Source organism: Marinobacterium aestuarii, from assembly GCF_001651805.1.
Taxonomy (GTDB): Bacteria; Pseudomonadota; Gammaproteobacteria; order Pseudomonadales; family Balneatricaceae; genus Marinobacterium_A; species Marinobacterium_A aestuarii.
In genome coordinates, this window is record NZ_CP015839.1 from 4,516,138 (window position 1) to 4,541,049 (window position 24,912).

General features: G+C 55.5%; 17 protein-coding genes, 2 tRNA genes and 3 rRNA genes. 12 read left to right on the top strand and 10 right to left on the bottom strand.

The features are described from left to right. Positions 1–194 precede the first annotated feature (194 nt). Entirely contained in the window at positions 195–1,583 is a 1,389-nt protein-coding gene (locus A8C75_RS19770) for an aminotransferase family protein (RefSeq protein WP_067386089.1), read from the bottom strand. Between the two features lie 379 nt (positions 1,584–1,962). Between A8C75_RS19770 and thiS the strand changes: the two genes are divergently transcribed. Next, on the top strand, positions 1,963–2,166 hold the full coding sequence (gene thiS, locus A8C75_RS19775; protein ID WP_067386090.1) for a sulfur carrier protein ThiS: 204 nt from the start codon (positions 1,963–1,965) through the stop codon (positions 2,164–2,166). A 41-nt stretch (positions 2,167–2,207) separates the two neighbouring features. Next, positions 2,208–2,945, top strand: coding sequence for a beta/alpha barrel domain-containing protein (locus A8C75_RS19780; protein WP_067386091.1), 738 nt, complete (start codon positions 2,208–2,210; stop codon positions 2,943–2,945). 8 nt (positions 2,946–2,953) lie between these two features. On the opposite strand, the gene A8C75_RS19785 is transcribed toward A8C75_RS19780, so the two are convergent. Continuing rightward, positions 2,954–3,619, bottom strand: coding sequence for a tRNA-uridine aminocarboxypropyltransferase (locus A8C75_RS19785; RefSeq protein ID WP_227819972.1), 666 nt, complete (start codon positions 3,617–3,619; stop codon positions 2,954–2,956). Positions 3,620–3,762: 143 nt separating this feature from the next. After that, positions 3,763–4,263: a hypothetical protein gene (locus A8C75_RS19790; RefSeq protein WP_067386092.1), complete on the bottom strand. Its 501-nt coding sequence runs from the start codon at positions 4,261–4,263 to the stop codon at positions 3,763–3,765. Positions 4,264–4,511: 248 nt separating this feature from the next. On the opposite strand from A8C75_RS19790, the gene A8C75_RS19795 reads away from it, so the two are divergent. The 5 genes from A8C75_RS19795 to A8C75_RS19815 are packed head-to-tail and all read left to right on the top strand — an operon-like array spanning position 4,512 to position 10,756. Beyond that, positions 4,512–5,450, top strand: a complete 939-nt coding sequence (locus A8C75_RS19795; RefSeq protein ID WP_067386093.1) for a phosphate/phosphite/phosphonate ABC transporter substrate-binding protein — start codon at positions 4,512–4,514, stop codon at positions 5,448–5,450. Positions 5,451–5,465: 15 nt separating this feature from the next. Then, a complete protein-coding gene (locus A8C75_RS19800; RefSeq protein WP_067386094.1) occupies positions 5,466–7,529 on the top strand; it encodes a putative bifunctional diguanylate cyclase/phosphodiesterase in 2,064 nt (687 codons plus the stop codon). A 6-nt stretch (positions 7,530–7,535) separates the two neighbouring features. Beyond that, positions 7,536–8,105 carry a hypothetical protein gene (locus A8C75_RS19805; RefSeq protein ID WP_067386095.1) on the top strand — a complete coding sequence of 190 codons (570 nt, stop codon included), beginning with the start codon at positions 7,536–7,538 and terminating at the stop codon, positions 8,103–8,105. Further along, positions 8,105–9,181, top strand: coding sequence for a c-type cytochrome (locus A8C75_RS19810; RefSeq protein ID WP_067386096.1), 1,077 nt, complete (start codon positions 8,105–8,107; stop codon positions 9,179–9,181). Before A8C75_RS19805 ends, A8C75_RS19810 begins: the two co-directional genes overlap by 1 nt. Positions 9,182–9,196: 15 nt before the next feature. Continuing rightward, a complete protein-coding gene (locus A8C75_RS19815) occupies positions 9,197–10,756 on the top strand; it encodes a SulP family inorganic anion transporter (protein ID WP_067386097.1) in 1,560 nt (519 codons plus the stop codon). A gap of 113 nt (positions 10,757–10,869) precedes the next feature. On the opposite strand, the gene moaA is transcribed toward A8C75_RS19815, so the two are convergent. Continuing rightward, positions 10,870–11,877 carry a GTP 3',8-cyclase MoaA gene (moaA, locus tag A8C75_RS19820; RefSeq protein ID WP_067386098.1) on the bottom strand — a complete coding sequence of 336 codons (1,008 nt, stop codon included), beginning with the start codon at positions 11,875–11,877 and terminating at the stop codon, positions 10,870–10,872. A gap of 399 nt (positions 11,878–12,276) precedes the next feature. Here moaA and A8C75_RS24130 point away from each other — a divergent pair, with 399 nt between their 5' ends. The 4 genes from A8C75_RS24130 (at position 12,277) to A8C75_RS19840 (ending at position 15,569) form a co-directional block, all read left to right on the top strand. After that, positions 12,277–12,873: a collagen-like triple helix repeat-containing protein gene (locus tag A8C75_RS24130; RefSeq protein ID WP_067386099.1), complete on the top strand. Its 597-nt coding sequence runs from the start codon at positions 12,277–12,279 to the stop codon at positions 12,871–12,873. A 26-nt stretch (positions 12,874–12,899) separates the two neighbouring features. After that, on the top strand, positions 12,900–13,721 hold the full coding sequence (locus A8C75_RS19830; protein ID WP_250636899.1) for a collagen-like triple helix repeat-containing protein: 822 nt from the start codon (positions 12,900–12,902) through the stop codon (positions 13,719–13,721). Between the two features lie 163 nt (positions 13,722–13,884). Beyond that, the gene (locus tag A8C75_RS19835; protein WP_067386101.1) at positions 13,885–14,484 is read left to right on the top strand and encodes a POTRA domain-containing protein; all 600 of its coding nucleotides are present in this window, start codon (positions 13,885–13,887) and stop codon (positions 14,482–14,484) included. Positions 14,485–14,498: 14 nt separating this feature from the next. Continuing rightward, on the top strand, positions 14,499–15,569 hold the full coding sequence (locus A8C75_RS19840; protein WP_227820034.1) for a ShlB/FhaC/HecB family hemolysin secretion/activation protein: 1,071 nt from the start codon (positions 14,499–14,501) through the stop codon (positions 15,567–15,569). Between the two features lie 390 nt (positions 15,570–15,959). On the opposite strand, the gene rrf is transcribed toward A8C75_RS19840, so the two are convergent. The 6 genes from rrf to aceK all read right to left on the bottom strand — a co-directional run bounded on the left by rrf (position 15,960) and on the right by aceK (position 23,695). After that, a 5S ribosomal RNA gene (rrf, locus tag A8C75_RS19845) occupies positions 15,960–16,075 on the bottom strand. 182 nt (positions 16,076–16,257) lie between these two features. Further along, positions 16,258–19,146, bottom strand: a 23S ribosomal RNA gene (locus tag A8C75_RS19850). Between the two features lie 220 nt (positions 19,147–19,366). Further along, positions 19,367–19,442 (bottom strand) — tRNA-Ala (locus tag A8C75_RS19855). Between the two features lie 270 nt (positions 19,443–19,712). Further along, positions 19,713–19,789 (bottom strand) — tRNA-Ile (locus A8C75_RS19860). 131 nt (positions 19,790–19,920) lie between these two features. Beyond that, a 16S ribosomal RNA gene (locus A8C75_RS19865) occupies positions 19,921–21,461 on the bottom strand. Together the 16S, 23S and 5S rRNA genes with 2 tRNA genes alongside form the textbook arrangement of a ribosomal RNA operon. 473 nt (positions 21,462–21,934) lie before the next feature. Continuing rightward, the gene (aceK, locus tag A8C75_RS19870; protein ID WP_067387548.1) at positions 21,935–23,695 is read right to left on the bottom strand and encodes a bifunctional isocitrate dehydrogenase kinase/phosphatase; all 1,761 of its coding nucleotides are present in this window, start codon (positions 23,693–23,695) and stop codon (positions 21,935–21,937) included. 179 nt (positions 23,696–23,874) lie between these two features. Here aceK and pfkA point away from each other — a divergent pair, with 179 nt between their 5' ends. Continuing rightward, positions 23,875–24,876 carry a 6-phosphofructokinase gene (gene pfkA / locus A8C75_RS19875; RefSeq protein WP_067386103.1) on the top strand — a complete coding sequence of 334 codons (1,002 nt, stop codon included), beginning with the start codon at positions 23,875–23,877 and terminating at the stop codon, positions 24,874–24,876. Positions 24,877–24,912 lie beyond the last annotated feature (36 nt).

Here is a 24,912-nt window from a genome sequence, read left to right on the forward strand (position 1 = left end):
CGAGGATTATTATGCCATTCTGTCACTTGCCGAGTCTGACCCGGAAACATCAGTATATCACTGATATTAAAAGGCGTTCAGCCGGCCAGCGAGCTGACTTCCGGCCCCAGAACGCAGAAACCCCACGGTCATGCACAGCATGCCCGCAGGGTTGAAAAAATCGACCAGCCACCCGGCTGGCCGACAGCAGCCAATCAGGCGTTGGGGGCCAGACGGGCGAAGGCGTTGTCCAGCGCATCGATCATCTGATCCAGCTCCGCCTGGGTCACAATCAGCGCCGGGCTGAAGCACAGCGTATTGTTGAACTGCTCGAAGCTGCGGTTGGTGCGGCCAATGATCACGCCCTGCTTCATGCAGTCTGCCGCGATGGCGATCGCCAGGCTTTCATCCACCGGCTCCTTGCTCTGGCGGTCCTTGACCAGCTCCAGACCCGCGAAGAGTCCCTTGCCGCGCACATCACCAATGACGTCATACTTGTCATACAGCTGGTGCAGGCGCCCCATCAGGTACTCACCCATCTGAGTGGCGTTCTCAAGCAGGTTTTCGTCCTCAATGATCTTCATGTTGGCCAGTGCCGCCGCAGGACCTGCGGTGCAGCCGCCGAAGGTGCTGATATCACGGAAGTAGCTCATGCGATCAGACGGATCATCCTTGAAGGCGTCAAACACGGCTTCGGTGGTCACGGTGCAGGAAATAGCCGCATAACCGGACGCTACACCCTTGGCCATGGTCACCATGTCAGGCTTGATGCCGTAGTGCTGATAACCGAACCATTTGCCGGTACGACCCAGGCCACAGACGACTTCGTCGATGTGCAGCAGGATGTCGTACTTCTTGCAGATTTCCTGAATCTTGTCCCAGTAACCCTGGGGCGGCGTAATCACGCCACCGCCGGCGGTGATCGGCTCCAGGCAGACCGCACCCACGGTATCGGGACCTTCGGCCAGAATGACCTTTTCCATTTCCAGCGCAGCACGCACACCGTAGTCGTCGACATCACCGAACTGCGAGCGGTATTCGCTGCAATGCGGGAACTCAACAAAACCCGGGGTAAAGGGGCCGTACTGATGCTTGCGCTCAAACTGACCGGTGGCGCTCAGGGCAGTGATGGTGGTGCCGTGGTAGTCACGCTCACGGAACAGAATCTTGTGCTTCTTGCCACCGTACTTCCTGTGGGCAATCTGACGCACGATTTTGAACGCCTTCTCGTTGGCTTCAGAGCCCGAGTTGGAGTAGTAAACGCGACTCATGCCAGGCATTTTTTCAATCAGCTTTTCAGCGAACTGCGCCGCCGGAATGTTGCCGGCGGACTGGGCGAAGTAGTTCATCTTCACCAGCTGATCGCGCACCGCATCGGCGATGGACTCGCGGCCGTAGCCTACGTTCACCGTCCAGACACCCCCGGACACCATGTCCAGATATTCATTGCCCTTGGCATCCCAGACGCGCATGCCCTTGCCTTCCACGATCACCATCGGATCGTTCTGCTCGAACTGCTTGTGCTGGGTAATGTGATGCCAAACATGCTTGCGATCACTGGCTATAACGGCGACTGCGTCGTATTCGTTTACATCGTGCTTCATGATGTTCACCCCCTGTCTGTATGGAGTAGTACTTGCGAGAACGGGCAGGAGGCTGAATCCTGTTGACGTGTGCCGATACATCCTGCAAACGCCAACAAGGGCAAGCTCCGGACACCAATGTCCTGTTGATGCCTAACAAGCTAAATTTATCCCTCAGGTCGGGTTAGAACCAGTTGTTTACCACCTATGATGCCAGCCCGCCACAGCTGGCTTGGGCGGCAAAAAAAGACGCCTGCGCGCCCAGACCCGCACAATGACTGCACCCAACTGGACCGACCCCGCAAGTCCGGCTGGCTCTAGTGACGCCATCGATTCAGGCCCACTATGGCATGGCTAGACTACTAGGCAGCTAGCTTAACCTGCGTTGCGGAAGATCAGCATGATTCAGTGTCACATCAATGGCCAGGCCACCCGGATACCTGAAGGTCACAGCCTTACCGACCTGATCGAACAGCTGGGTCTTAGCGGACGACGCCTGGCAATAGAGCTGAATGCAGAGATAGTGCCGCGCACAGCGCATGCAACTGTGACGCTGAATAACAACGATCGCGTGGAGATCGTCCACGCCATTGGCGGGGGCTGAAAGCGCCGCCTGGATACTTTCGGAAAAGGGAGTCTGCCAAGATGCATGACCCGGAAAACGAATCTGATCGCTTTACCATCGACGGCCAGCTGTTCGACTCGCGCCTGCTGCTCGATATTGGCTACTACCGCGATCCACAGCGCGCCCTGATTGCCGCCAGAGCCAGTGGTGCAGAAATCCTCTGTGTCTCGGTACGGCGCAACAATCTTGGCCAGCGCAACGACGAAGCCAATCTGCTCGACACCCTCACTCCCGACGAATTCATGATCCTGCCCAGCAGTTCCGGCTGCTACAACGCAGAGGATGCCATCGAATGCTGCCACCAGGCCCGTGAACTGCTCAATGGCCAGAATCTGGTAAAACTGGAAGTGCTCGGCGATGAGCAGACGCTTTACCCCGATATTCCGGCGACCCTGAGCGCGGCACAGACACTGATCAACGACGGCTTTCGGTTGCTGGTCTACTGCAATGACGATCCGGTCATCGCCAGGCGCCTGGAAGCCATGGGCGCCGCCGCCCTGATGCCCATGGGCGCGCCGCCGGGCTCGCATCTGACGCAGTACAACCCCGGCAACCTGCGCAGACTCATTGATCAGGCCAGCATACCGGTGCTGCTCGGCGGTATCTGCCGCGCCTCCGATGCAGCGCTGGCGATGGAGCTGGGGTGTGATGCGGTGGTAATAGACAGGGCCATAGCCCACGCCCAGGAACCGGTATTAATGGCCCAGGCCATGTGTTTTGCCGTACAGGCCGGCCGCCAGGGTTATCTGGCAGAATAACTGCAGACTCAGTTCTCCAGCGCTTGCGCCCGTGCTTCGGCCAGGCGCTGCTTGGACGCGGCTAGATCACTCATTGGCCGCGTACGCCGGGAGGCATGGTAGTACTCGTTGAAGACTTCGAAATAGGCGTCCAGCACCTCAGCGCTGGGCGCATCCCCTATCTGCTCCAGCAAGGCGGCTGCCACTTCACAGGTGCACAGATGATGATCCTGCGCCTGGGTGCGCAGATCGTAGCGGGTTTGGCGCTGGCTGCGCGGCTCTATCACCGGCACCTGATCCAGGTAACGACTGTGACGAAACATGCGCCGCGCCTGTCGCCAGGTACCGTCAAGAATGATGAATACCGGCTCGCGACCGGGCTTGGGCTCGAACTCCACCATGCGCTGGTCATAATCCGGTGCTGCAGGAAACACCAGGTAAGGGTCTAGGCCCGGATTGGCGAGTTGCTCCAGCAGGTCGGGGTCAGGCTCGGTGCGACTCCACGCAAAGGTGCGAGACCGGGCGATGGTATCCAGAATCAGCCGACCAGTATTGGTCGGCTTGTAGACCTCATTGCGGTGTGTCAGCAGCCAGAAGCGCGCCTGCGCCTCAATCTCAACGCGGTATTCACAGATGCAGCGCAGCTGCGGCAGCAGGCAGCGCTCACAGCGACTAACTCTGGAACCCCCGGGCAACGAAGGGCTTGCGCGGCGGCGCAGACAAAAAGGACATAGTAAGGAAAGTCGACTCTAGTGGGGCAGGAATCAGGCACCGCATAATACCGCGACCGGCGACGACATGCACCGCCGACGCCCGCAAGATGCAACGGGGCTAACGCTTACTGCAGCGTCTGGCTGGTCGGCACCTGAGTGTCAAACAGCTGCGCAGGCGCCCCCCAGTCCAGCGACTGGCTGCCACGGTGCAGCAGATGCAGAACCTGATGCAGCTCGGCGTAATTGAGCACACTGACTGCAGCCACCTCGTCGCTATCGCCGGTAAAGAAACTCAGCTGATAGCGCCCGCCGCGAAAGCTGGCATCGAGCCTGTGCAGCACTGCGGCCGGCGCCCGCGTCTGCAGCGGCGCCTCCTGCACCTGCAGTGCTTCACGGGCCTGTTCATGCTCAAACTGCGCGACGGCTTCCCGATGTTCCGGCGCCGTACGACTGACCTGCTTTGAAGTCCTGCGAATCAACTCGTCCGCGGCGCCCAGAATACGCAGGCACAGACGCCTTGTGAGCCAGAAATCGACCCGTGGCTGGCCGTTGTTCATATTGCCAATCAGCCGGATGCGATCTTCGCCCTGGTCATACTGAAAGGTAAAAGATCCAATATTTGTCATGTTTCCACCCTACCCCCATCCCCGCAAAGAGGTCAACTTTGGCCAGAAGTGAGACCCAGATGCGTCCCGTTAATGGTAAAAAACGGTGCATCCAACGCTGTCACCCAGCGACCAGCCACGCTGTGCAGCTGCACAAAGAAGCCAATAAATTCAATGCGTTATATATTGATGTTTGACAGGATTCCAGCACCTACTCTAGTATCGGGTGCCATCCAAACAAACGTATGAATTACTCGGGAGACAACAGGATGTTATATCGCCACCAGCATTCACCTGTCTATCCCCATGTCTCCAGCCACCCGCGCCCAGTCATGCTGCTGCGATGGGCCGCTATCCTGCTGCTGGTCGTGGCTTCACTGCTGGCCGATGCTCTGACCCTGGCGCCCCGGGCCGCAACCCAGGAGCCGCTGACGCTCGGCATACTGCCAAGGCGCAACGCGACCCTGACAACGGAACTCTTTACGCCCCTGGTTGAATACCTGAGCAAGTCGCTCGGACGCAAGATACAACTGGTCACATCAAAGGACTTCGACAGTTTTCTGCAGGACGTAAAGGATGAGCGTTTCGATATAGTGCACTACAACCAGTTCCATTATGTCCGTTCATCCGTGCAGTACCGCGTCATCGCCCATAACAGGGAGTTCGACCGCAGCACTGTCGCCGGCGCACTCTATGTCAAAAAAGATAGCGGTATTACCCGCGTCGAACAGTTACGCGGCAAGACGATCATTTTTGGCGGCGGCCAGGACGCCATGATGAGCTATATACTGCCACGCTACCTGCTGATGCAGGCCGGTCTGCAGCCGGGTGACTACCGGGAAATTTTTGCCAAAAGTCCACCCAACTCACTGATCGGACTGTACTATGATGAAGCCCAGGCCAGCGGTGCTGGCGATATTCTGATCGACCTCAAGGTGGTCAAGGACAGTGTGGACACCAGTCAGCTGACCCACCTTGCCGTCACAGAACAGCTGTTGCACCTGCCCTGGGCAGTACGCCGCACCATGGAGGACGAAGACGCGGCACAAATTCAGGCGCTGCTGATCGGTCTCGAAGCCAGCCAGGAAGGCTTGGCAATCCTTAAACAGGCCCAAATGACTGGCATAGGAATTGCCAATGACGACAGCTACGCCCCCCACAGGCGTATCATTGATCAGGTCATGCCGCCCAGTCAGGATCGTCCCTGACGACGGAGCATAGAAGTGCGCTTAGCCTCCAGGTTCATTCTTATTGTCAGTGGCATTCTGTCGGTGACGCTCGCACTCAATGCCTACTACTTTATCCACAGCCAGAATCAGTTGCTGGAACAGCAACTTAACGAGCGCGGCCGCGTACTCGGCCACCTGATCGCACTGATCAGCCCCGAAGCCATGCTCAGCTTCGATTTCCTGACCCTCAACGAGTATGCCCGCGAAGTGTCGCGCCAGCGCGATGTCGTCTACGGCGTTATCGTCAACGCCAAAGGCACGCCCCTCACGTCCTTTTTCAATCGCCAGGACCCCCGCGTACTGGATGCCCTGCAGGCGCTTGATCTGGATCTGGAAACCGCTCCTTTGACCCCGCCCAAAACGGCCCAACTGGTGACGCGCCTGTCGTCCAGCCTTTATGACCTGCTGCCCATGGAATTTCCCATCAGCCATGGCGATCGCCCGCTGGGGCAGCTTAAGGTCGGCATCAGTCGCGAGCAGCTGCACTCCCAGACCCAGCGCCAGCTACTGATTCAAAGTTCGATCTACGGTCTGATCATCCTGTTCCTGTGCAGTGCCATCTTCTGGGTCTTCCGCTACAACGTCATGGGCCCCGTCAACCGCCTGATGGCCGCCTCCCGCAATGTCGGCCTTGGCGAATTGGAAGAAGTGGCGGTGACCTCAAGCGACGAGCTAGGCAGCCTGGCCGAAACCTTCAATGCAATGATTCACGCCATACGTGAGGAGCAGGCCAAGCTGCACTATCAAGCTAACCATGATGCGCTGACCTCACTGCCTAACCGCATGATGGCCATCGATCGGCTGGAACACGAGCTGCATCAGGCACGGCGCCACAATGAGCTGCTTGCGGTGATCTTTATTGATCTGGACAACTTCAAGGTGGTCAACGACACCATGGGACATGCCGCCGGTGACGAACTACTGGCCATGCTTGGCGCCCGCCTGCTGTCCCGTCTGCGTGATGTAGATACCCTGGCACGCCTGGGCGGTGATGAATTCCTGGTACTGCTGCCGCGGATACAGAATATTGATGAAGTGAAGCAGATCGCAACACGACTGCTCGAAGCCACCTCCGAGCGCATGATGCTGTACAGCCGTGAAGTCATAGTGCATTGCAGTATCGGCATCGCACTCTACCCGGATGATGGTATCAGCGCAGAAGAGCTCATGGCCAACGCCGACAACGCCATGTATCAGGCCAAAACCCCGGGCCACCTGCCCATCTGTTTCTTCACCCAGGAAATGAACGTGCAGGTACGCCAACGGCTGCAGCTCGAGCAGGACCTGCACCTGGCGGTCGAGCGCGGCGAGCTGGAGCTCTACTTCCAGCCCATCGTTCAGGCCGGCCATTGCCGGCCCATAGGGGCGGAAGTCTTGCTGCGCTGGCAACACCCGCAAAATGGCACTATCAACCCGGCAACCTTTATCCCCCTGGCTGAAGCCACCGGGCTGATAATCCCCATCGGCGACTGGGTGCTGCAACAGGCCACATCCTTGCTGCGACACTGGCTCGACCTGGGGCTTGCCCCCGGTACCCTGGCGATCAACATATCCCGCCTGCAACTGCAGGAACGGCTGATTTCAGTCATCCAGGATCTGGTGACAGAGCATCGCATTCCGGCGAACATGCTCGAGCTGGAGATGACGGAAAATATTCTGCTGGATGACCACGCCAAGATCAGCGAAACACTGGATCAGCTGCAGGCCATGGGGCTCAAGCTCAGCCTGGACGACTTTGGCACCGGCTACTCATCCCTCAGTTACCTGCGGCGCTTCTCCTTCGACGCACTCAAGATCGACCGCAGCTTTATTCAGGGATTGCCACAGGATCAGGACGGCTGTGCTCTTATCGGCGCCATAGTAGTGATGGCCCATCGCCTTGGGCTGCGTGTTGTCGCCGAAGGCGTGGAAACCATCGAGCAGCGTGACTTCCTGCAACAGCAGGGCTGTGATTACCTGCAAGGCTACCTGCTGGCCCGGCCCATGACGGTCGACGCCTATCAGGCAACCCTGCCCAGCCAGGTCTGCCCGCGACTGAGTAAAGACAAGGAGATGTAAGTCAGCATGCAACAACCCGCCCATTCGCCTGCAGTATTGCGTGCCAGAGCCGCCCGCAAAGAGACGCTGAGCGCTACAGTACGACCACTATTGTGTACCGTCATGCTATTGCTGTTTGTGCTTTGGGTACATCTGGGTTCTGGACTTGCCACCTTCTCGCACCAGACCCGCACCGAGCCCGGCTGGGACGACTTTCGGGAGGCCTACCAGGTCGACAATTTCGGTCGCGACGGCTATTTTGTGCGGGCCGTGCAAAACGGCTACAACCTGACGCACCATACACCCGACTATGCCTGGCGCTTTACCCGCAAATCCGCCACCGATGCCAACAACAGCTGCAGCAGTTGCCACAGCAATGAAGATCTGGCCTATGCCCTGGTCAACGGGGATAGATTCGTACCTGAGCTGGACCGACGTGTATCCTTTGAGGAAAGCGTGATGCGCTGCTATGCCAAGCACCTGGATGGCTTCGTGCCGACGATTTACGACCCGGCGGTGCGTGATGTGCGCATCTTTGCCCGCATGGTGGCCCATCACCTGCAACTCGGTGAGGGCAGCCTGGGAGTATCCCCCTGATGGAACTCTCCCAGCGAACCCTGAAAATCACCCAGTTAGGGCTGCTGCTCGCCCTGCTGGCAGGCCTCTACGGCGTGGCCCAGAGTTATCACGGCGAACGGGCGCAGATTCGCCAGAGCGCGGTCACGCTCACACCCGGCTGTGAGGCGAAGCTGTCGGACTATGGGCTCAAGCCCGGCGACGTCTACATTTCGCCCTACATCGAGCAAAAGACCGGCCAGCAGGTCGTCAGGCAGGGTTACAGCGCAGAAGATGTGCGCGCCATTGAGCGCGGCTGCAATATCATCGACGACCTGCAGGGCCAGCATGCCGAGGACAATCGGCTCGAGCGCTGGAACTCGACCCGCTTTGTACGCGGTAACCAGACCAGCTGTGATCACTGCCACCAGGGGATCGGCGACAAGCAGAACCCCGACGGCGAGCCCCAGATAGGTTCCCTGAGCCTGGGGGCCTCCTGGGTCATGGCCGACATGTATGACCGCTTCACCGGCATCTTGCTGCCCTACGAACTGCGCCAGATGCAGTGCTATATCAACTCATCCAATGGCTTCAAGCCCAATATCGCCGACGATCTGATCGGCGATGTGACGGCTTACAGCCGCTTTCTGTCCGCCGCGCTGGATCTTCGTATCGGCAACCGCTACCCCGAACAGGGTATCGACGAGGTCACCGCCTCCATGACCGACAAGCGCGGTGACGACTATGTGCGCGGACAGTCGCTGTACCGGGACAAATGCGCCCAGTGCCATGGCCAGCAGGGGCTGGGCACCCTGGTGGACAAGCAGGTACTCTTCCCCGCCGTGGCCGGCCCCGATGCCTTCAACCTGCAATCACGCAACAACTTTTCCTTTGTTTCGACCATCCTGCCCGGATTTATCTGCCGCAATATGCCACTGGGCCAGGAAGGTACCCTGGAGCCCCAGGAATGCCGCGACATCGCCTTTTATATCAGCAACCTGCCCAGACCCGCCGGCGACAAGCAGGGACCGCTGGCCGCGGCCTGGCAGCAGGTGATGATGTTTGTCATGCCACCCCTGGTGGCTGCCGTTGAAAACTTTCACGCCAACAAGCCGTAAATCCAAGGATCCAGCATGCACGCCTCCCTGATGAACCGCGGCAAAGACTACGCGATCGGCAACAGTCTGCTGGTAGGCCTCACCCTGGCGGTAGTAGTCCTGCCCCAGGCGATCGCCTTTTCCACGACCCTGGCAGGGCTGCCGCCCTACTTCGGCATCTATGCCGCTATCTGGGGCGTGCTGTTCACCGCCCTGCTCAACCCCTCGCGAATATTCCACGGCGGCCCGAACAGCGCCATGTCGGCGGTGATAGGCGTGACCCTGCTGCCGGTGGCACCCCAGTTCGGCAATGACTATATCGGCTACGCCCTGAGCCTGATTCTGATGGCTGGCGTCTTCCAGCTGCTGTTCCTGCTGATTCCCGCCCTCGGCCGCATGCTGGACTTTCTCAGTGAGCCTGTGATTAACGGCATGATCTGCGGCATAGGCCTGTTTCTGATCTTCAAATCCTTTGCGGGCTTTGCCGGCCTGCCGATTAATACAGAGGTGGAATGGCCCCTGTGGATAGCCTGGCAGACCTTCCTTGCCATGCTCGAAATTGGCAACATGCATGCCATCCACATAGGCCTGGTGACCCTGGTGGTCACCGTACTGGCGCGGCAGTTTCAGCCCATTCGCAATGCCGCCATCCTGCTGGGGATCATCGCCGGCACCCTGCTGTCGGAATACCTCAACAGCCGCTACGGCCTGGAAAATACCCTGATCGAGCAGACCGCCGACATGTCCGCCATTGGCTTTGTGTTCCCGTCCCTTCCGCTGTTCACCCAGGAAGCCATGCCCGACCTGATCAGCATTATTCCAGGTGCCATCACGCTGGCATTGCTGGGGCTGTTTCAGACGGTGGCTGCCATGCGCCGCATGAATCGCAAGCAGGGACACTACATCAGCGCGCGCCATGGCATCTTCGCCGACAGTCTCAGCAACTGCCTGCTGCCCTTTATATCCTCGCTGCCGACCTGTGCTTCGTTCAACCGCATGTGGCTGATGCACGCCATGGGGGCCGTCAGCCGCCTGGCAGCGGTTTTTTCAGGCCTGATACTGTTACTGCTGGTGCTGTTTTTCTCCGACCTTATTGCCATTATTCCGATCCCCGCCATGGCCGCCACCATCATGATCGTCGGCGCCAACATGATTAAGTGGTCGGATATAAAGCCGCATTTCCACAACCTCCCCGAAGCCATCGTATTTTCGGCATCCTTTGTATCGGTGCATGTTTTCGGGCTCTTTGGCGCGGTAATCTGTGGTTCCCTGCTGGCGCTGGCCTATGCGAAATGGGAAAAAGCCCACCCCAATGTGTCGATGGACGGCAATATTCTGCGCATCAAGGGCAACATCTATTATGGGTCTCTGCCGGTAATCGAATCCCTGTTCCACAAGGCCATAAGCCAACAGGATGAGCTGGTAGTGGATTTCTCGGCGGTACACCACATAGACCCGGAGGGCGTTCGCTGGCTCACAGAGCTCCGGAAGCATGAAAAGGTACGCTTCATGGACAGACGCAGTGGCATAGACAGACGCACCGGCAAGCGCGTCAAACACAGCAAGACCGATCGACGCCAGCGCCGGGTACTTTGAGGGGCTGCCGCCAATAGAGCATTCAGGCAGAGACGAAGACACAGTGCCTGCCTATCAGGCAGGCACTGATCTTGTAAATAGGAGCAAGAAGGCAGATGTACCGCGCAGGGCTATTAGCCCCCGGTCATGTTCATGAAGCGAACTATCTGTACGTCGCCGTCATTACTGAAGTGGTGGCGCTCCGGCTTGTGCACAATGGCTTCCACTATAGCGGCCTTGAGACGTTCAATGTCACCGGGGTAGCGTCGCAGCAACGCCTTGAGATCCAGCGAATCTTCGTTACCCAGGCAGAGTAACAGGCGGCCTTCCACCGTCACCCGTACCCGGTTACAGTCTCCGCAGAAGTTATGGCTGTGGGGCGAAATAAAACCGACACGACTGTTACTGTCCGCCATGCGCCAGTATTTCGAAGGGCCACCGCTGGACTCGGTCGTCGGCAGCAGCGGATAGTACGGCTCAATCAGCGCCCGTACGTCGTCACTGGAACAGAAGGTTTCGGCGCGGTCATGCTCGGATATCTGCCCCAGAGGCATTTCCTCGATAAAGCTGATGTCCAGGGAACGATCCCGGGCATAGCGCACCAGTTCATGCACCTCGTCGTCGTTGCGCCCCTTGAGCACAACGGCATTCAGTTTGATGCGTTCGAATCCTGCTTCCCTTGCAGCCTCAATACCATCCAGAACCTGCTCCAGCCGCCCGGTACGGGTAAGACGCAGAAAGCGATCCGGCTGCAGACTGTCGAGACTGATATTCAGACGATTCACACCGGCATCCTTCAGCTGCCGGGCATAACGGCGCAGCTGCGAGCCATTGGTCGTCACACAGAACTCGCGCAGCCCCTCCAGTTTGCCGATACCATCAAACAGAGTGATGACATCACGTCGCACCAGAGGCTCGCCGCCGGTCAGGCGAACCTTGTTCACCCCCAGCTCCGTGAAAGCCTTGGCAATAGTCTGGATCTCTTCTAGCGACAGGACCTGCTGGCGCGGCAGGAACGTCATGTCCTCGCCCATACAGTAGACGCAACGGAAATCACAACGATCCGTCACCGACATCCGTACGTAGGTAATCTGGCGTCCGAAAGGATCAATTAGCTGCTCAGTCGCCACAGGGCACCTCATGTAAATCTTCTTGTCATGGTTACCGGCTTGATTATCAGCATCTACAACTCCGGCAGGGTTGCAGCTACGATATCACGTTGTACTCAGGCTGTCCGGTACCAAAAGCACGATACAAACAGGGAATTCTGGCGCCAGAAACACAGACCGCAGCCGCCGTGTACAACACTGATCTGTAATAATTTTCATGATGTTTTGGATCAAACAAGCCACAGACTGAGACGGCAAAATTCTAGCTTTCGCACAAATATTGAACTAGTATCGCCAAACACCTCATATACTGTAAGCGATAGATCGAATCCATCGAGACGCCTGACTCGATACAGCACAACTCCCAGAACCGGGAGTATATGAGATCCATGCACGCCCAGGGAGTTGGGACTACTTTTAAAAGGAATTAACATGCCCATTAACAACGTACGAAAATACCTGTCCGTATTGCTTGCAGCTTCCCTCCTGGCCGGTTGCCAAGGCAACCAAACTGTCACTCAGACATCAGACGGTGGTGGCGGCGGCACTCCTGTTGATGGTGGCGACACCGACGGCGGGACAGCGACTCCGGGAAAAACCACTCTTACTGCTAAGATCGTGACGGATGTTGCCGACACTGTGGATTCTACCGGCAACCTGGTAAGAACCCTAGGCACAACCATCAGCCAGCAAAACCTGCCAATGGTGGGCTCCATAACCAGCGGAACTGGTGAAGTCCTGGTCAACACCGGTGACGCTGTTGGCACTCTGGCTACTGGACTGAATGATGGCCTGGGATCATTGACCGAAAACGAGAACGCTCTGGGGACTACCCTGGCAGGCGTTACCGGTGCGACATCCGAGATCGGCAACGGGGTTGAAATACTCGGCACGACCATCGAGTCAGTGAATACAATGCCGGTATTCGCCCAACTGGATGCACAGACCGGCCTGCTCACAACGCTGGGCGGTACTGCCTCCGAACTTGGCCTCGTACGGACCTGTCTGATACCCTCACCCTCGCGCTAACCGAAGAGAACGGCGCCCTGAGCGGATTGACAACAGAATTGACAGGTGTGATTCGTCCTTTGATCGCAGAAACCGAAGGAGGCACACAGGTTATCGGTCAGGCTTTGGTCGTCGGCCCAGTGGCCACTAGCCTTCTGGAGCAGTCAGGTACCGCAGTTGTAATACTGGGCGGTGATCTTGCCAACAATGACAACGCCGTTCTGGCCAGCACCGGCGGAACAGTACAGGGCGTGGGCCGCCTGGTTATTGACGCCGGCGGACTTCTCTCCCTGGCTGATGCCACTGATACCGGTGAAGCTCTGGATCTTAACAATCTGCTAGCCGGACTGGATAACAATGGCAGCCCCTTGGACGCTCTCGACTCCGTACTAGGCGCTGACAATGGCAACCTCCTCAGTTCCGTTACTGATACTGTAGAGGGTCTGACTGGGGGACTATCAGGCACAGATGGCGGCCTGCTGAGTCCTGTGACCGATGCCGTAGGCGGACTGACCGGTGGGCTCGCGGGTACTGACGGCGGCCTGCTGAGCCCAGTGACTGACGTCGTAGATGGACTGACCAGCGGTGGACTGACGGGGACTGATGTCGGCCTGATCGACCCTCTACTCGATACCGTCGATGGACTGACCGGTGGGCTGCTCGGCGGTGACGGAGGCCTGCTGGATCCTGTAACCGGCACGACTGATGGGCTCCAGTCTGGTGACGGCGACCTCCTGGGATCGGCAACCGATATACTGGGCGGCCTGACGGGTACAGGCCTTCCCTCTTCGGAAACTATTGCTAATGAGGGGCTGGTAGATACCCTTGACAATACACTTCTGGATCCTCTGGTCGGTGGATTACTGTAATCCGATAGCCGCCCCAACTCAGGCTGCATAAGCAGGACCGATCACCCTGTCCGTTTCGTACAGAGTGGTCGGTTTTTTTTCAGCAGCCGTTAGTCTCTAGCGTTTCACCAGACCAGCTAGAAGTGAATAGCGGTCCGTCCGGACTCAGCAAGGCAGCCCGAATATGTTTTTCAAAATGCCATCATGCCTACTGGCAGGATCCATTCTTTCCCAGTTACTGTCGACTCAAGCCTACGCCGAAGAGCCTCCCTTTATCGTCGACGAAGAGTTCCAATCCATCGACGAAACTGAAAAATTCAAACTCGAACACCCCGACAGCGCTACAACAGAACAGATCGATAAATCACCTTCCTATACAATAAAGCATGTCAGCTTCAGGGGTGGTTCTGTCTTTGAACTTTCAGAAATCTCGAAGTTGGTAAACCCTCTCATCGGGAAAGCGGTAAAGCCTGGCGACTTACGTTCGGTTCTTAACAGCATTAATATAAAATATCGAGATGCCGGTTACCCGCTGTCCTATGCTTACCTTCCAAAGCAGGATCTATCAAGCGGAAGGTTGGAAATATATTTAATAGAGGGGTACATTGGCCGCAGTGAAATCCTGATCGAAGATCAAGATATACAACATCGAGTACATACATTAATTGAAAAAATAAAGAACCAGAGACCACTAAAGACTGCAACATTTGACCGCGCCATAGCCCTAATAGAAAGCACACAGGCTATCGATTTCGCATCAGCGCACCAAAACCAAAAACAATAAGTGGAGCCACCACGATTCGGATAGAAGAGGTAAAGTCAAAAAAATTCGAGTCAAACCTGGGGCTGGAAAATAATAGCCAGGACGATACTAGAATTCTGGCAACAGCCAATATCCAGTCTCTCACCTCGAATGCCGACCGCCTTAGCCTATCAACCCTGGTCCCTAATAATACTGTAAATAGCTATTACGCAATCACATATCGCCAAGATTTGAATTCCAACGGCCTGCAGCTAGAAGCTGCAGCCAACCATTACAACAACACCGACATAAATAAAATTTACTCGGGCAGCTCACCTCTCACTATATCTGAAGAAAAAAACCGTAACCGTTTCCGGCTAGGAATTAATTACCCTTTCCTTCTTTTCAGGTCGTCTAGCTGGTGGGGCGGAGCATCCTTACAGCACCTTAATGAAGATTCCCACTTCGTTATCAGCTCCGACTCCACGAGCACAACAGAGGTCGACAAGCTTTTGCGTTACTCAGCTGTAGAAATAAATTCGAATTGGCTCAAAAAAACCGGGGAGCAGACCTATCAGGTTCACGGGCGCATAAAGCAGGGTTTAGAGCTTGGTAATGAAAAGAATGAGAGCACAAGGTCCGGGACGACAACTCAGGGCACCGAGTCCCTCAACTTCACCCTTATAAATCTGGATGCACTCTGGAAAGTACGTTTATCGCCTAAATGGCAAGTACAGACAAAAACAAATATTTTCTGGTCGGACGACCAACTGCCTTCAGCCGAAAGTGTTCGATACGGAGGTCGTCACTTTGGCCGGGGTTATCCAGGCGCCCAGGCGCAGGGGGACAAAGGCTACGCGGCCGAGATAGAGCTACGTTATTTAATACCCTCAGACTCCGTCATCATAAAAAGAATCGAACCCTATCTAGTGCTGGACACCGCGCATTCAGAATCCAACGCCATGGGCATACAACACCAATTATCTTCCGTTGCCCTCGGCCTTGATCTAACGGATATCCAATACTATCGCGTAGGTTTTGAATACGCCCAACCTACCGGCGACCCGACACAAAACAGCAATGATCACGAGCCTACTTATAATCTGAACCTTCGTTGGCAGTTCTGACCGCAATACCAGTTGCCAGCAACGGCTAACCCCTAACTTCCGAGCACTAACTGCACGCAGAACTGTTACTCCGTTTTCCATAAGAAGCCCTGGCTAATAACCGCGGGATTCCGCAATTCACACACAAAAACGCCCCGACCGAAGGTCGAGGCGTTTTCGTTGAATAAATGCTTGGCGCCTCGCTGGCGAGCCGTCCCGCAGACAAGTATGCCGCGGTCGTCAAACCGGGTCAAAGCTGCGCTTCGACAAGTCCCGTTTTGACCCTACTATCACATGGCTGGGCGGCCCGCGAGCGGCGCTGTCTACCTGCCCCATGTGAGGGTCATCGCTGAACAATACCCCATACGGAAAAACCCGACCTCATCGAGACCGGGGTTTCCGTTATTAAATGCTTGGCGATGACCTACTCTCACATGGGGAAACCCCACACTACCATCGGCGATACCGCGTTTCACTACTGAGTTCGGGATGGGATCAGGTGGTTCCACAGCTCTATTGTCGCCAAGCAAAACTTGTACAATATGGATTCTGGCCGCGACAGATGGTGGTCTGTCGCGACGTAGCTTAATTCGATTATGTCTTGTCTGCAGCACAAGCTCATGCCAATGCGTCAATCTCGTCTCTCTCGTGCTTTTCGCCTGCTCGTTCTTTTCAGTCGGAGCAGGCAACCAAACGCCTTGGGCGTTATATGGTCAAGCCTCACGGGCAATTAGTACGGGTTAGCTCAACGCCTCGCAGCGCTTACACACCCCGCCTATCAACGTCTTAGTCTTAAACGGCCCTTTAGGGGGCTCAAGGCCCCAGTGAGATCTCATCTTGAAGGGGGCTTCCCGCTTAGATGCTTTCAGCGGTTATCCCGTCCGAACGTAGCTACCCGGCAATGCCACTGGCGTGACAACCGGAACACCAGAGGTTCGTTCACTCCGGTCCTCTCGTACTAGGAGCAACTCTTCTCAAATCTCAAACGCCCACGGCAGATAGGGACCGAACTGTCTCACGACGTTCTAAACCCAGCTCGCGTACCACTTTAAATGGCGAACAGCCATACCCTTGGGACCGGCTTCAGCCCCAGGATGTGATGAGCCGACATCGAGGTGCCAAACACCGCCGTCGATGTGAACTCTTGGGCGGTATCAGCCTGTTATCCCCGGAGTACCTTTTATCCGTTGAGCGATGGCCCTTCCATGCAGAACCACCGGATCACTAGAACCTACTTTCGTACCTGCTCCACGTGTCAGTGTCGCAGTCAAGCACCCTTCTACTCTTGCGCTCAATGCATGATTTCCGACCATGCTGAGGGTACCTTCGTGCTCCTCCGTTACTCTTTGGGAGGAGACCGCCCCAGTCAAACTACCCACCACACAATGTCCTCGAACCGGATTACGGTCCAGAGTTAGAACCTCAACAGTACCAGGCTGGTATTTCAAGATTGGCTCCACGCAGACTGGCGTCCACGCTTCAAAGCCTCCCAGCTATCCTACACAAGTAATGTCAAAGTCCACTGTGAAGCTATAGTAAAGGTTCACGGGGTCTTTCCGTCTAGCCGCGGGTAAACTGCATCTTAACAGCTATTTCAATTTCACTGAGTCTCGGGTGGAGACAGTGTGGCCATCGTTACGCCATTCGTGCAGGTCGGAACTTACCCGACAAGGAATTTCGCTACCTTAGGACCGTTATAGTTACGGCCGCCGTTTACCGGGGCTTCGATCAAGAGCTTCGCTTGCGCTAACCCCATCAATTAACCTTCCGGCACCGGGCAGGCGTCACACCCTATACGTCCACTTTCGTGTTTGCAGAGTGCTGTGTTTTTAATAAACAGTCGCAGCCACCTGGTATCTTCGACTCCCAACAGCTCACCCCGCGAGGGGGTCACCATCAGGAGCGTGCCTTCTCCCGAAGTTACGGCACCATTTTGCCTAGTTCCTTCACCCGAGTTCTCTCAAGCGCCTTGGTATTCTCTACCTGACCACCTGTGTCGGTTTTGGGTACGGTCAGCGGTAACCTGAAGCTTAGAGGCTTTTCCTGGAAGCGTGGCATCAACGACTTCAGTTCCTAAGAACCTCGTCATCAGATCTCAGTCTTAAGGGGGACCGGATTTGCCTAATCCCCCAACCTACATCCTTAAACGCAGACAACCAACGCTGCGCTCGCCTAGCCTTCTCCGTCCCCTCATCGCAGTTACCGCCGGTGCAGGAATATTAACCTGCTTCCCATCGACTACGCATTTCTGCCTCGCCTTAGGGGCCGACTCACCCTACCTCGAATAGCGTTGGATAGGAAACCTTGGTCTTCCGGCGTGGAGGTTTTTCACCCCCATTATCGTTACTCATGTCAGCATTCGCACTTCTGATACCTCCAGGATGCCTCACAGCTTTCCCTTCAACGGCTTACAGAACGCTCCTCTACCATGCCATAAATGGCATCCACAGCTTCGGTGTATCACTTAGCCCCGTTATATCTTCCGCGCAGGCCGACTCGACTAGTGAGCTATTACGCTTTCTTTAAAGGGTGGCTGCTTCTAAGCCAACCTCCTAGCTGTCTGAGCCTTCCCACATCGTTTCCCACTTAGTGATAACTTTGGGACCTTAGCTGGTGGTCTGGGTTGTTGCCCTTTTCACGACGGACGTTAGCACCCGCCGTGTGTCTCCCATGATTGCACTCACCGGTATTCGGAGTTTGCATCGGGTTGGTAAGTCGGGATGACCCCCTAGCCGAAACAGTGCTCTACCCCCGGTGGTGAGACATGAGGCGCTACCTAAATAGCTTTCGAGGAGAACCAGCTATCTCCGGGCTTGATTAGCCTTTCACTCCGATCCACAGGTCATCCGCTAACTTTTCAACGGTAGTCGGTTCGGTCCTCCAGTTGATGTTACTCAACCTTCAACCTGCCCATGGATAGATCGCCCGGTTTCGGGTCTAATCCCAGCAACTAAACGCCCTATTAAGACTCGGTTTCCCTACGGCTCCCCTATACGGTTAACCTTGCTACTGAAATTAAGTCGCTGACCCATTATACAAAAGGTACGCAGTCACGGTCTCAAGAACCGCTCCCACTGCTTGTACGTACACGGTTTCAGGGTCTATTTCACTCCCCTCACAGGGGTTCTTTTCGCCTTTCCCTCACGGTACTGGTTCACTATCGGTCAGTCAGGAGTATTTAGCCTTGGAGGATGGTCCCCCCATGTTCAGACAGGATAACACGTGTCCCGTCCTACTCGTTTTCATTGATAAGGCGTTTTCGCATACGGGGCTATCACCCACTACGGCGGCACTTTCCAGTGCCTTCTGCTAACACCAAACCAACTTAAGGGCTAATCCCCGTTCGCTCGCCGCTACTAAGGGAATCTCAATTGATTTCTTTTCCTTCGGGTACTTAGATGTTTCAGTTCCCCGAGTTCGCCTCTTAAAGCCTATGTATTCAGCTAAAAGATACCCAGTAAACTGGGTGGGTTTCCCCATTCAGACATCTCCGGATCAAAGGTTGTTTGCCACCTCCCCGAAGCTTTTCGCAGGCTACCACGTCTTTCGTCGCCTCTGACTGCCAAGGCATCCACCGTGCACGCTTCGTCACTTGACCATATAACCCGAAGGCGTCTGGTAAGGACGAGAGTTCGATAAGATTTTTCGCCATTGGCGCTTGTACTACAGTACAAGACATATCTCGAATTAATTCGAATCCATATTGTTAAAGAGCGATAAAGCAAGCTTGAAGCGATAAGCTTCGAGCTGACAGCTTTAAGCGATAAGCTTCAAACCGTGATCGGTGTGCAACTTATGACTTACAGCTTTCTTTTAAATGGTGGAGCTATGCGGGATCGAACCGCAGACCTCCTGCGTGCAAAGCAGGCGCTCTCCCAGCTGAGCTATAGCCCCAGAACTTTTCCTGGTACAGAGAGTAACCAGGTAACAGCGTCAACCGCGTTTGATTGGCTGTGATGTCAACGTGGATTGAACCACCGACCTCACCCATTCTTTATCATAAAGAGTGGGGTACGCTCTAACCAGCTGAGCTACTACAACTTTCCTGCCGGAAAACTGGTAGGCCTGAGTGGATTTGAGGTACCGACCTCACCCATTCTTTATCATAAAGAGTGGGGTGCGCTCTAATCAGCTGAGCTACAAGCAATCATTCTGACGAATAATTGGTAGGCCTGAGTGGACTTGAACCACCGACCTCACCCTTATCAGGGGTGCGCTCTAACCAGCTGAGCTACAAGCCTACATCATCAAGCTTTTAGCCTTGCGGCTACAAGCTCTTTTATCCACAGGTTATCCCCGCGAATATTTCGCTCTCTTTAACGTTTGATCAGATAATTCGTGTGGACGCTATGCCAGAACAAGCCATGTCGTTTAAGGAGGTGATCCAGCCGCAGGTTCCCCTACGGCTACCTTGTTACGACTTCACCCCAGTCATGGACCACACCGTGGTAACCGTCCTCCCGAAGGTTAGACTAGCTACTTCTGGTGCAACCCACTCCCATGGTGTGACGGGCGGTGTGTACAAGGCCCGGGAACGTATTCACCGTGGCATTCTGATCCACGATTACTAGCGATTCCGACTTCACGCAGTCGAGTTGCAGACTGCGATCCGGACTACGACCGGTTTTGTGAGATTGGCTCCCCCTCGCGGGTTTGCAGCCCTCTGTACCGGCCATTGTAGCACGTGTGTAGCCCTACTCGTAAGGGCCATGATGACTTGACGTCGTCCCCACCTTCCTCCGGTTTGTCACCGGCAGTCTCCTTAGAGTTCCCACCATTACGTGCTGGCAAATAAGGACAAGGGTTGCGCTCGTTACGGGACTTAACCCAACATTTCACAACACGAGCTGACGACAGCCATGCAGCACCTGTCTCAGAGCTCCCGAAGGCACCAAGCTATCTCTAGCGAGTTCTCTGGATGTCAAGAGTAGGTAAGGTTCTTCGCGTTGCGTCGAATTAAACCACATGCTCCACCGCTTGTGCGGGCCCCCGTCAATTCATTTGAGTTTTAACCTTGCGGCCGTACTCCCCAGGCGGTCGACTTATTGCGTTAGCTGCGCCACTAAGAGAGCAAGTCTCCCAACGGCTAGTCGACATCGTTTACGGCGTGGACTACCAGGGTATCTAATCCTGTTTGCTACCCACGCTTTCGCACCTCAGTGTCAGTATCAATCCAGGCAGTCGCCTTCGCCACTGGTGTTCCTTCCTATATCTACGCATTTCACCGCTACACAGGAAATTCCACTGCCCTCTACCGTACTCTAGTTAAGCAGTATCAGGTGCAGTTCCCAGGTTAAGCCCGGGGCTTTCACATCTGACTGACTCAACCACCTACGCGCGCTTTACGCCCAGTTATTCCGATTAACGCTCGCACCTTCCGTATTACCGCGGCTGCTGGCACGGAATTAGCCGGTGCTTCTTCTGTGGCTAACGTCACAGGTAACGGTTATTAGCCGCTACCCTTTCCTCACCACTGAAAGTGCTTTACAACCCGAAGGCCTTCTTCACACACGCGGCATGGCTGGATCAGGGTTGCCCCCATTGTCCAATATTCCCCACTGCTGCCTCCCGTAGGAGTCTGGGCCGTGTCTCAGTCCCAGTGTGGCTGGTCATCCTCTCAGACCAGCTAAGGATCGTCGCCTTGGTAGGCCTTTACCCTACCAACTAGCTAATCCTACGCAGGCTCATCTGATAGCGAAAGGTCTATAAATAGATCCCCTCCTTTCCCCCTTGGGGCGTATGCGGTATTAGCATCCGTTTCCGAATGTTGTCCCCCACTACCAGGTAGATTCCTACGCGTTACTCACCCGTCCGCCGCTCTCAAGAGAAGCAAGCTTCTCTCTACCGCTCGACTTGCATGTGTTAGGCCTGCCGCCAGCGTTCAATCTGAGCCATGATCAAACTCTTCAGTTTAAAATCAAGATACCGAAGTATCGATAATTCTGACTCAAGCTATAACAACTTAAATGAATTCACATTAGGGTTGCTTACCTTGATAAAGCTATTTATGCCTTATCCTGACAAGCGCCCACACGAATTATCTGATCAATCTGTTAAAGAGCGTTTGGACTCAAGGATCGTTGCCGCTGATCCCGCGTCTCAAGTGAGGCGCATATTCTAGCGTCTCGGTGTTTTAAGTCAACTCTTTTTTTCAACATTTCCGACCTAAGCCGAGGAGAAAAACGAGTGACTCACAAGCCGATACTGCCGGCCGATTCACCAAGCTAAACACTTGAAAATCAACCACTTACTTCCGACTTGCCTTTCGCGCTGCAGCCGTTGTTACTTGGCTGTGCCTCGAAAGTGGGGCTATTTTACCCATGGGAGATCTGGTGTCAACAGAACTGTCACTTTTATTTAATCGGGCCGTCACTGATACCTGCAAGCTAGTTGAATTCGCGTCCTTGCGAAGCCCCTGCGCGGGCAAAGCGCTTAATTTGACGATAGGGGAAAACATCGACAATTTCCCCATTCCGCACCTGCTGCTGCATCCGTTGCCAAAAGGCGGCCTCGAGCAGATCACCGTGCAGCTCGTTGAAGATGCGACGCACCTTGGCATTGCAGGCCGTCAGGATGCTGAACTCCTCCGGAAAGACATCATTGGCCCCGACTGAGTACCAGGGCTCGCCCGACATTTCCTGCTCAGGATACATGGCCTCGGGAATACGCCTGAAGTTGCACTCCGTCAGGTACATGATTTCATCATAATCGTAGAACACCACCCGACCGTGACGTGTCACACCGAAATTCTTGAACAGCATGTCGCCGGCAAAGATGTTGGCGGCCGCCAGCTGCTTTATCGCCTTGCCGAATTCATTGATGACATGGAACAGGTCCGGTTCATCATCGTTCGCCAGCGCCCTGTCGATATAGATGTTGAGGGGTGTCATGCGGCGTTCCGCCCAGAGATGACGGATAGTGACCAGGTCGCCTTCTATCTCGACGGAAGAGGCAGCGACCTTTTGCAGCTCATCAATAAGCTCCTGGGTAAAACGGCTGCGCGGAAACAGAAAGTTGGCGAATTCCTGGGTATCAGCCATGCGCCCGGCCCTGTCGTGACGTTTTACCAGCTGATACTTTTCTTTCACAGTGGCTCGCGTGACATTCTTCGACGAGGAGAAGCGGTCCTTGATCAGCTTGAACACCACCGGGAACGAGGGCAGTGTAAACACCGTCATCACCATCCCCTTGATGCCGGGGGCTATGACAAACTGGTCGTCTGACATCGCAAGATGATCCAGAAAACTGCGATAGAACTCCGCCTTGCCCTGCTTGTAAAAGCCGATGGAGGAATACAGCTCCGCCCTGGACTTCATCGGAATCAGTGTATGCAGGAAACCGATGAATTCGGACGGTACATTTACATCCACCATGAAATAGGAACGGGTGAAACTGAAAATCACCGAGACATCATTCTCTTCCAGTATCAGCGTGTCGACATAGACAGCGCCTGCACCGTTGTGCAGAACCGGCAGGATAAACGGCATGGCGCCACTGGCGTAATTGATGCGCCCAACGATATAGGCACCCTTGTTGCGAAAGAACACACTGCGCATGACTTCGACCGTCACTTCCTCCCGGGCTATATCGACGAAGGGAATGTGCTTGCGGGCATGACGCGCCAGGTTGCGAATATCCCGCCGCCGGTTTTCCCAGGGAATGTTGAAGGCATAGTCATCCAGCAGCTTTCCCAGCAGCGCCACCAACCCCTGTTGCGTTGAGTACAGGCGGCAAAACTGCTCGCCGGAATTGATTGGTTTACCCTCATAGGCCGAGCGAATGAACATTAGGGCATCATCCAGTTCGTGGTGCCGGAAGACTTTGAGGTAAATCGAGTTATAAAAAGTCTCGGCCAGCTCCGGATCATTACGCTGCTGAATTTTCAGCGCATAGCAGCGTTTGGCGTCGTGCCACAGGCGTGCGTCGTATACCACCTCTCCGAGTTGCTCGACAATCCCGCTGGCAGCTTCCTGCAAATTGTCTTCGTACAGATCAATCCGTGCAGCACCGGCTTGCTGGATCGCGTGCCAGTCGGCCTTTTCAAAACGCAGCTGCGCCACCGCGGTAATATTCTGGAAACGGGTGCGGTAATCGGCGAATTTTTCCAGCACCGCCGCCGCGATACGTTCGGCAAACTGACCTGACATATTTTCCATACCTTCATTAACAGCCTGTGCCCTGCCCTACTATCGACCCAAGCGCATCCGGACTCAATACCGTTGAACAGTATTGCCCACAGAGGGCAGATTCCCACAGCAGCACATTGGCCGGCCGGGTATAGGCCCGGCGTCTTCTATAGTTGTGACAGACCACTATGGAGTCATCCATGTACAAATTACCGGACCTATGTGCTGTTACATCCTTCAAGACCATTGGCATTCTCACCTGCGGCGGTGATGCCCCCGGCATGAACGCCGCAATTCGAGCGCTGGTACGCACGGCGCTGAATCAGCAAATGAAAGTCTATGGCATAGAGCGCGGCTTCACAGGGCTCATGAACGCCGACATGCGCCGCCTGTCGTCGCCATCGGTCAGCAATATCATTCAGCGTGGCGGCACCATTTTGAAAAGTAACCGCTGCGAAGCTTTCAAGACAGCCGAGGGGCGCCGCCAGGCCACAGCAGTGCTGCGCGAAAGCGGCATTCAGGCACTGATCTGCATCGGTGGCGACGGCACCCTGACCGGCGCACACCTGCTGGCACTGGAGAGCGGGATTCCGGTCATCGGCCTGCCCTGTACTATCGACAACGATATCTACGGCTCCGATGACAGCATCGGTTTTGATACCGCCGTGAACACGGCACTGGGAGCAATCGATCGCATCCGCGATACGGCGCTGTCCCATGAGCGGCTTTTCCTGGTCGAAGTCATGGGGCGCAACTCGGGTCTTATCGCCACCCAGGTCGGCATTGCCTGCGGTGCCGAGATGATTCTGATTCCAGAATATCCCATCGTGCTGGAATCAATCAGTAATACCCTGGCCAGCAACCGCAAGGCGGGCCGCGGCTCTAGCGGCATTATCATACTGGCAGAGGGCACCGAGCCCGGCCTGACCGCCCGCCTGGCCGAGCAGCTGCAGCAACACGGCGAAGAACCCCGCATCTGTATTCTCGGGCACATTCAGCGCGGCGGCAGCCCCACAGGGCATGACAGGGTACTGGCATCCTGCATGGGCGCCACGGCGATCAGCTATCTGCTGGCCGGCTATACCGATGTGATGGTTGGCACCCTCGGGCGTGAACTCATACCGGCACCGCTGGGCGATATTATCGGCCAGCGCAAGCACGACCCGCGGCTCTATGAAATGGTGATGATGCTGCATAAATAGGCGTTATTTGAGTTAATATCACCAGGCTCCGGACAT

Coding starts and splice junctions, on each gene's coding strand:
- A8C75_RS19770 (WP_067386089.1), bottom strand. CDS start 1,583: ATGAAGCACGATGTAAACGAATACGACGCAGTCGCCGTTATAGCCAGT.
- thiS (WP_067386090.1), top strand. CDS start 1,963: ATGATTCAGTGTCACATCAATGGCCAGGCCACCCGGATACCTGAAGGT.
- A8C75_RS19780 (WP_067386091.1), top strand. CDS start 2,208: ATGCATGACCCGGAAAACGAATCTGATCGCTTTACCATCGACGGCCAG.
- A8C75_RS19790 (WP_067386092.1), bottom strand. CDS start 4,263: ATGACAAATATTGGATCTTTTACCTTTCAGTATGACCAGGGCGAAGAT.
- A8C75_RS19795 (WP_067386093.1), top strand. CDS start 4,512: ATGTTATATCGCCACCAGCATTCACCTGTCTATCCCCATGTCTCCAGC.
- A8C75_RS19805 (WP_067386095.1), top strand. CDS start 7,536: ATGCAACAACCCGCCCATTCGCCTGCAGTATTGCGTGCCAGAGCCGCC.
- A8C75_RS19810 (WP_067386096.1), top strand. CDS start 8,105: ATGGAACTCTCCCAGCGAACCCTGAAAATCACCCAGTTAGGGCTGCTG.
- A8C75_RS19815 (WP_067386097.1), top strand. CDS start 9,197: ATGCACGCCTCCCTGATGAACCGCGGCAAAGACTACGCGATCGGCAAC.
- moaA (WP_067386098.1), bottom strand. CDS start 11,877: ATGAGGTGCCCTGTGGCGACTGAGCAGCTAATTGATCCTTTCGGACGC.
- A8C75_RS24130 (WP_067386099.1), top strand. CDS start 12,277: ATGCCCATTAACAACGTACGAAAATACCTGTCCGTATTGCTTGCAGCT.
- A8C75_RS19835 (WP_067386101.1), top strand. CDS start 13,885: ATGTTTTTCAAAATGCCATCATGCCTACTGGCAGGATCCATTCTTTCC.
- aceK (WP_067387548.1), bottom strand. CDS start 23,695: ATGTCAGGTCAGTTTGCCGAACGTATCGCGGCGGCGGTGCTGGAAAAA.
- pfkA (WP_067386103.1), top strand. CDS start 23,875: ATGTACAAATTACCGGACCTATGTGCTGTTACATCCTTCAAGACCATT.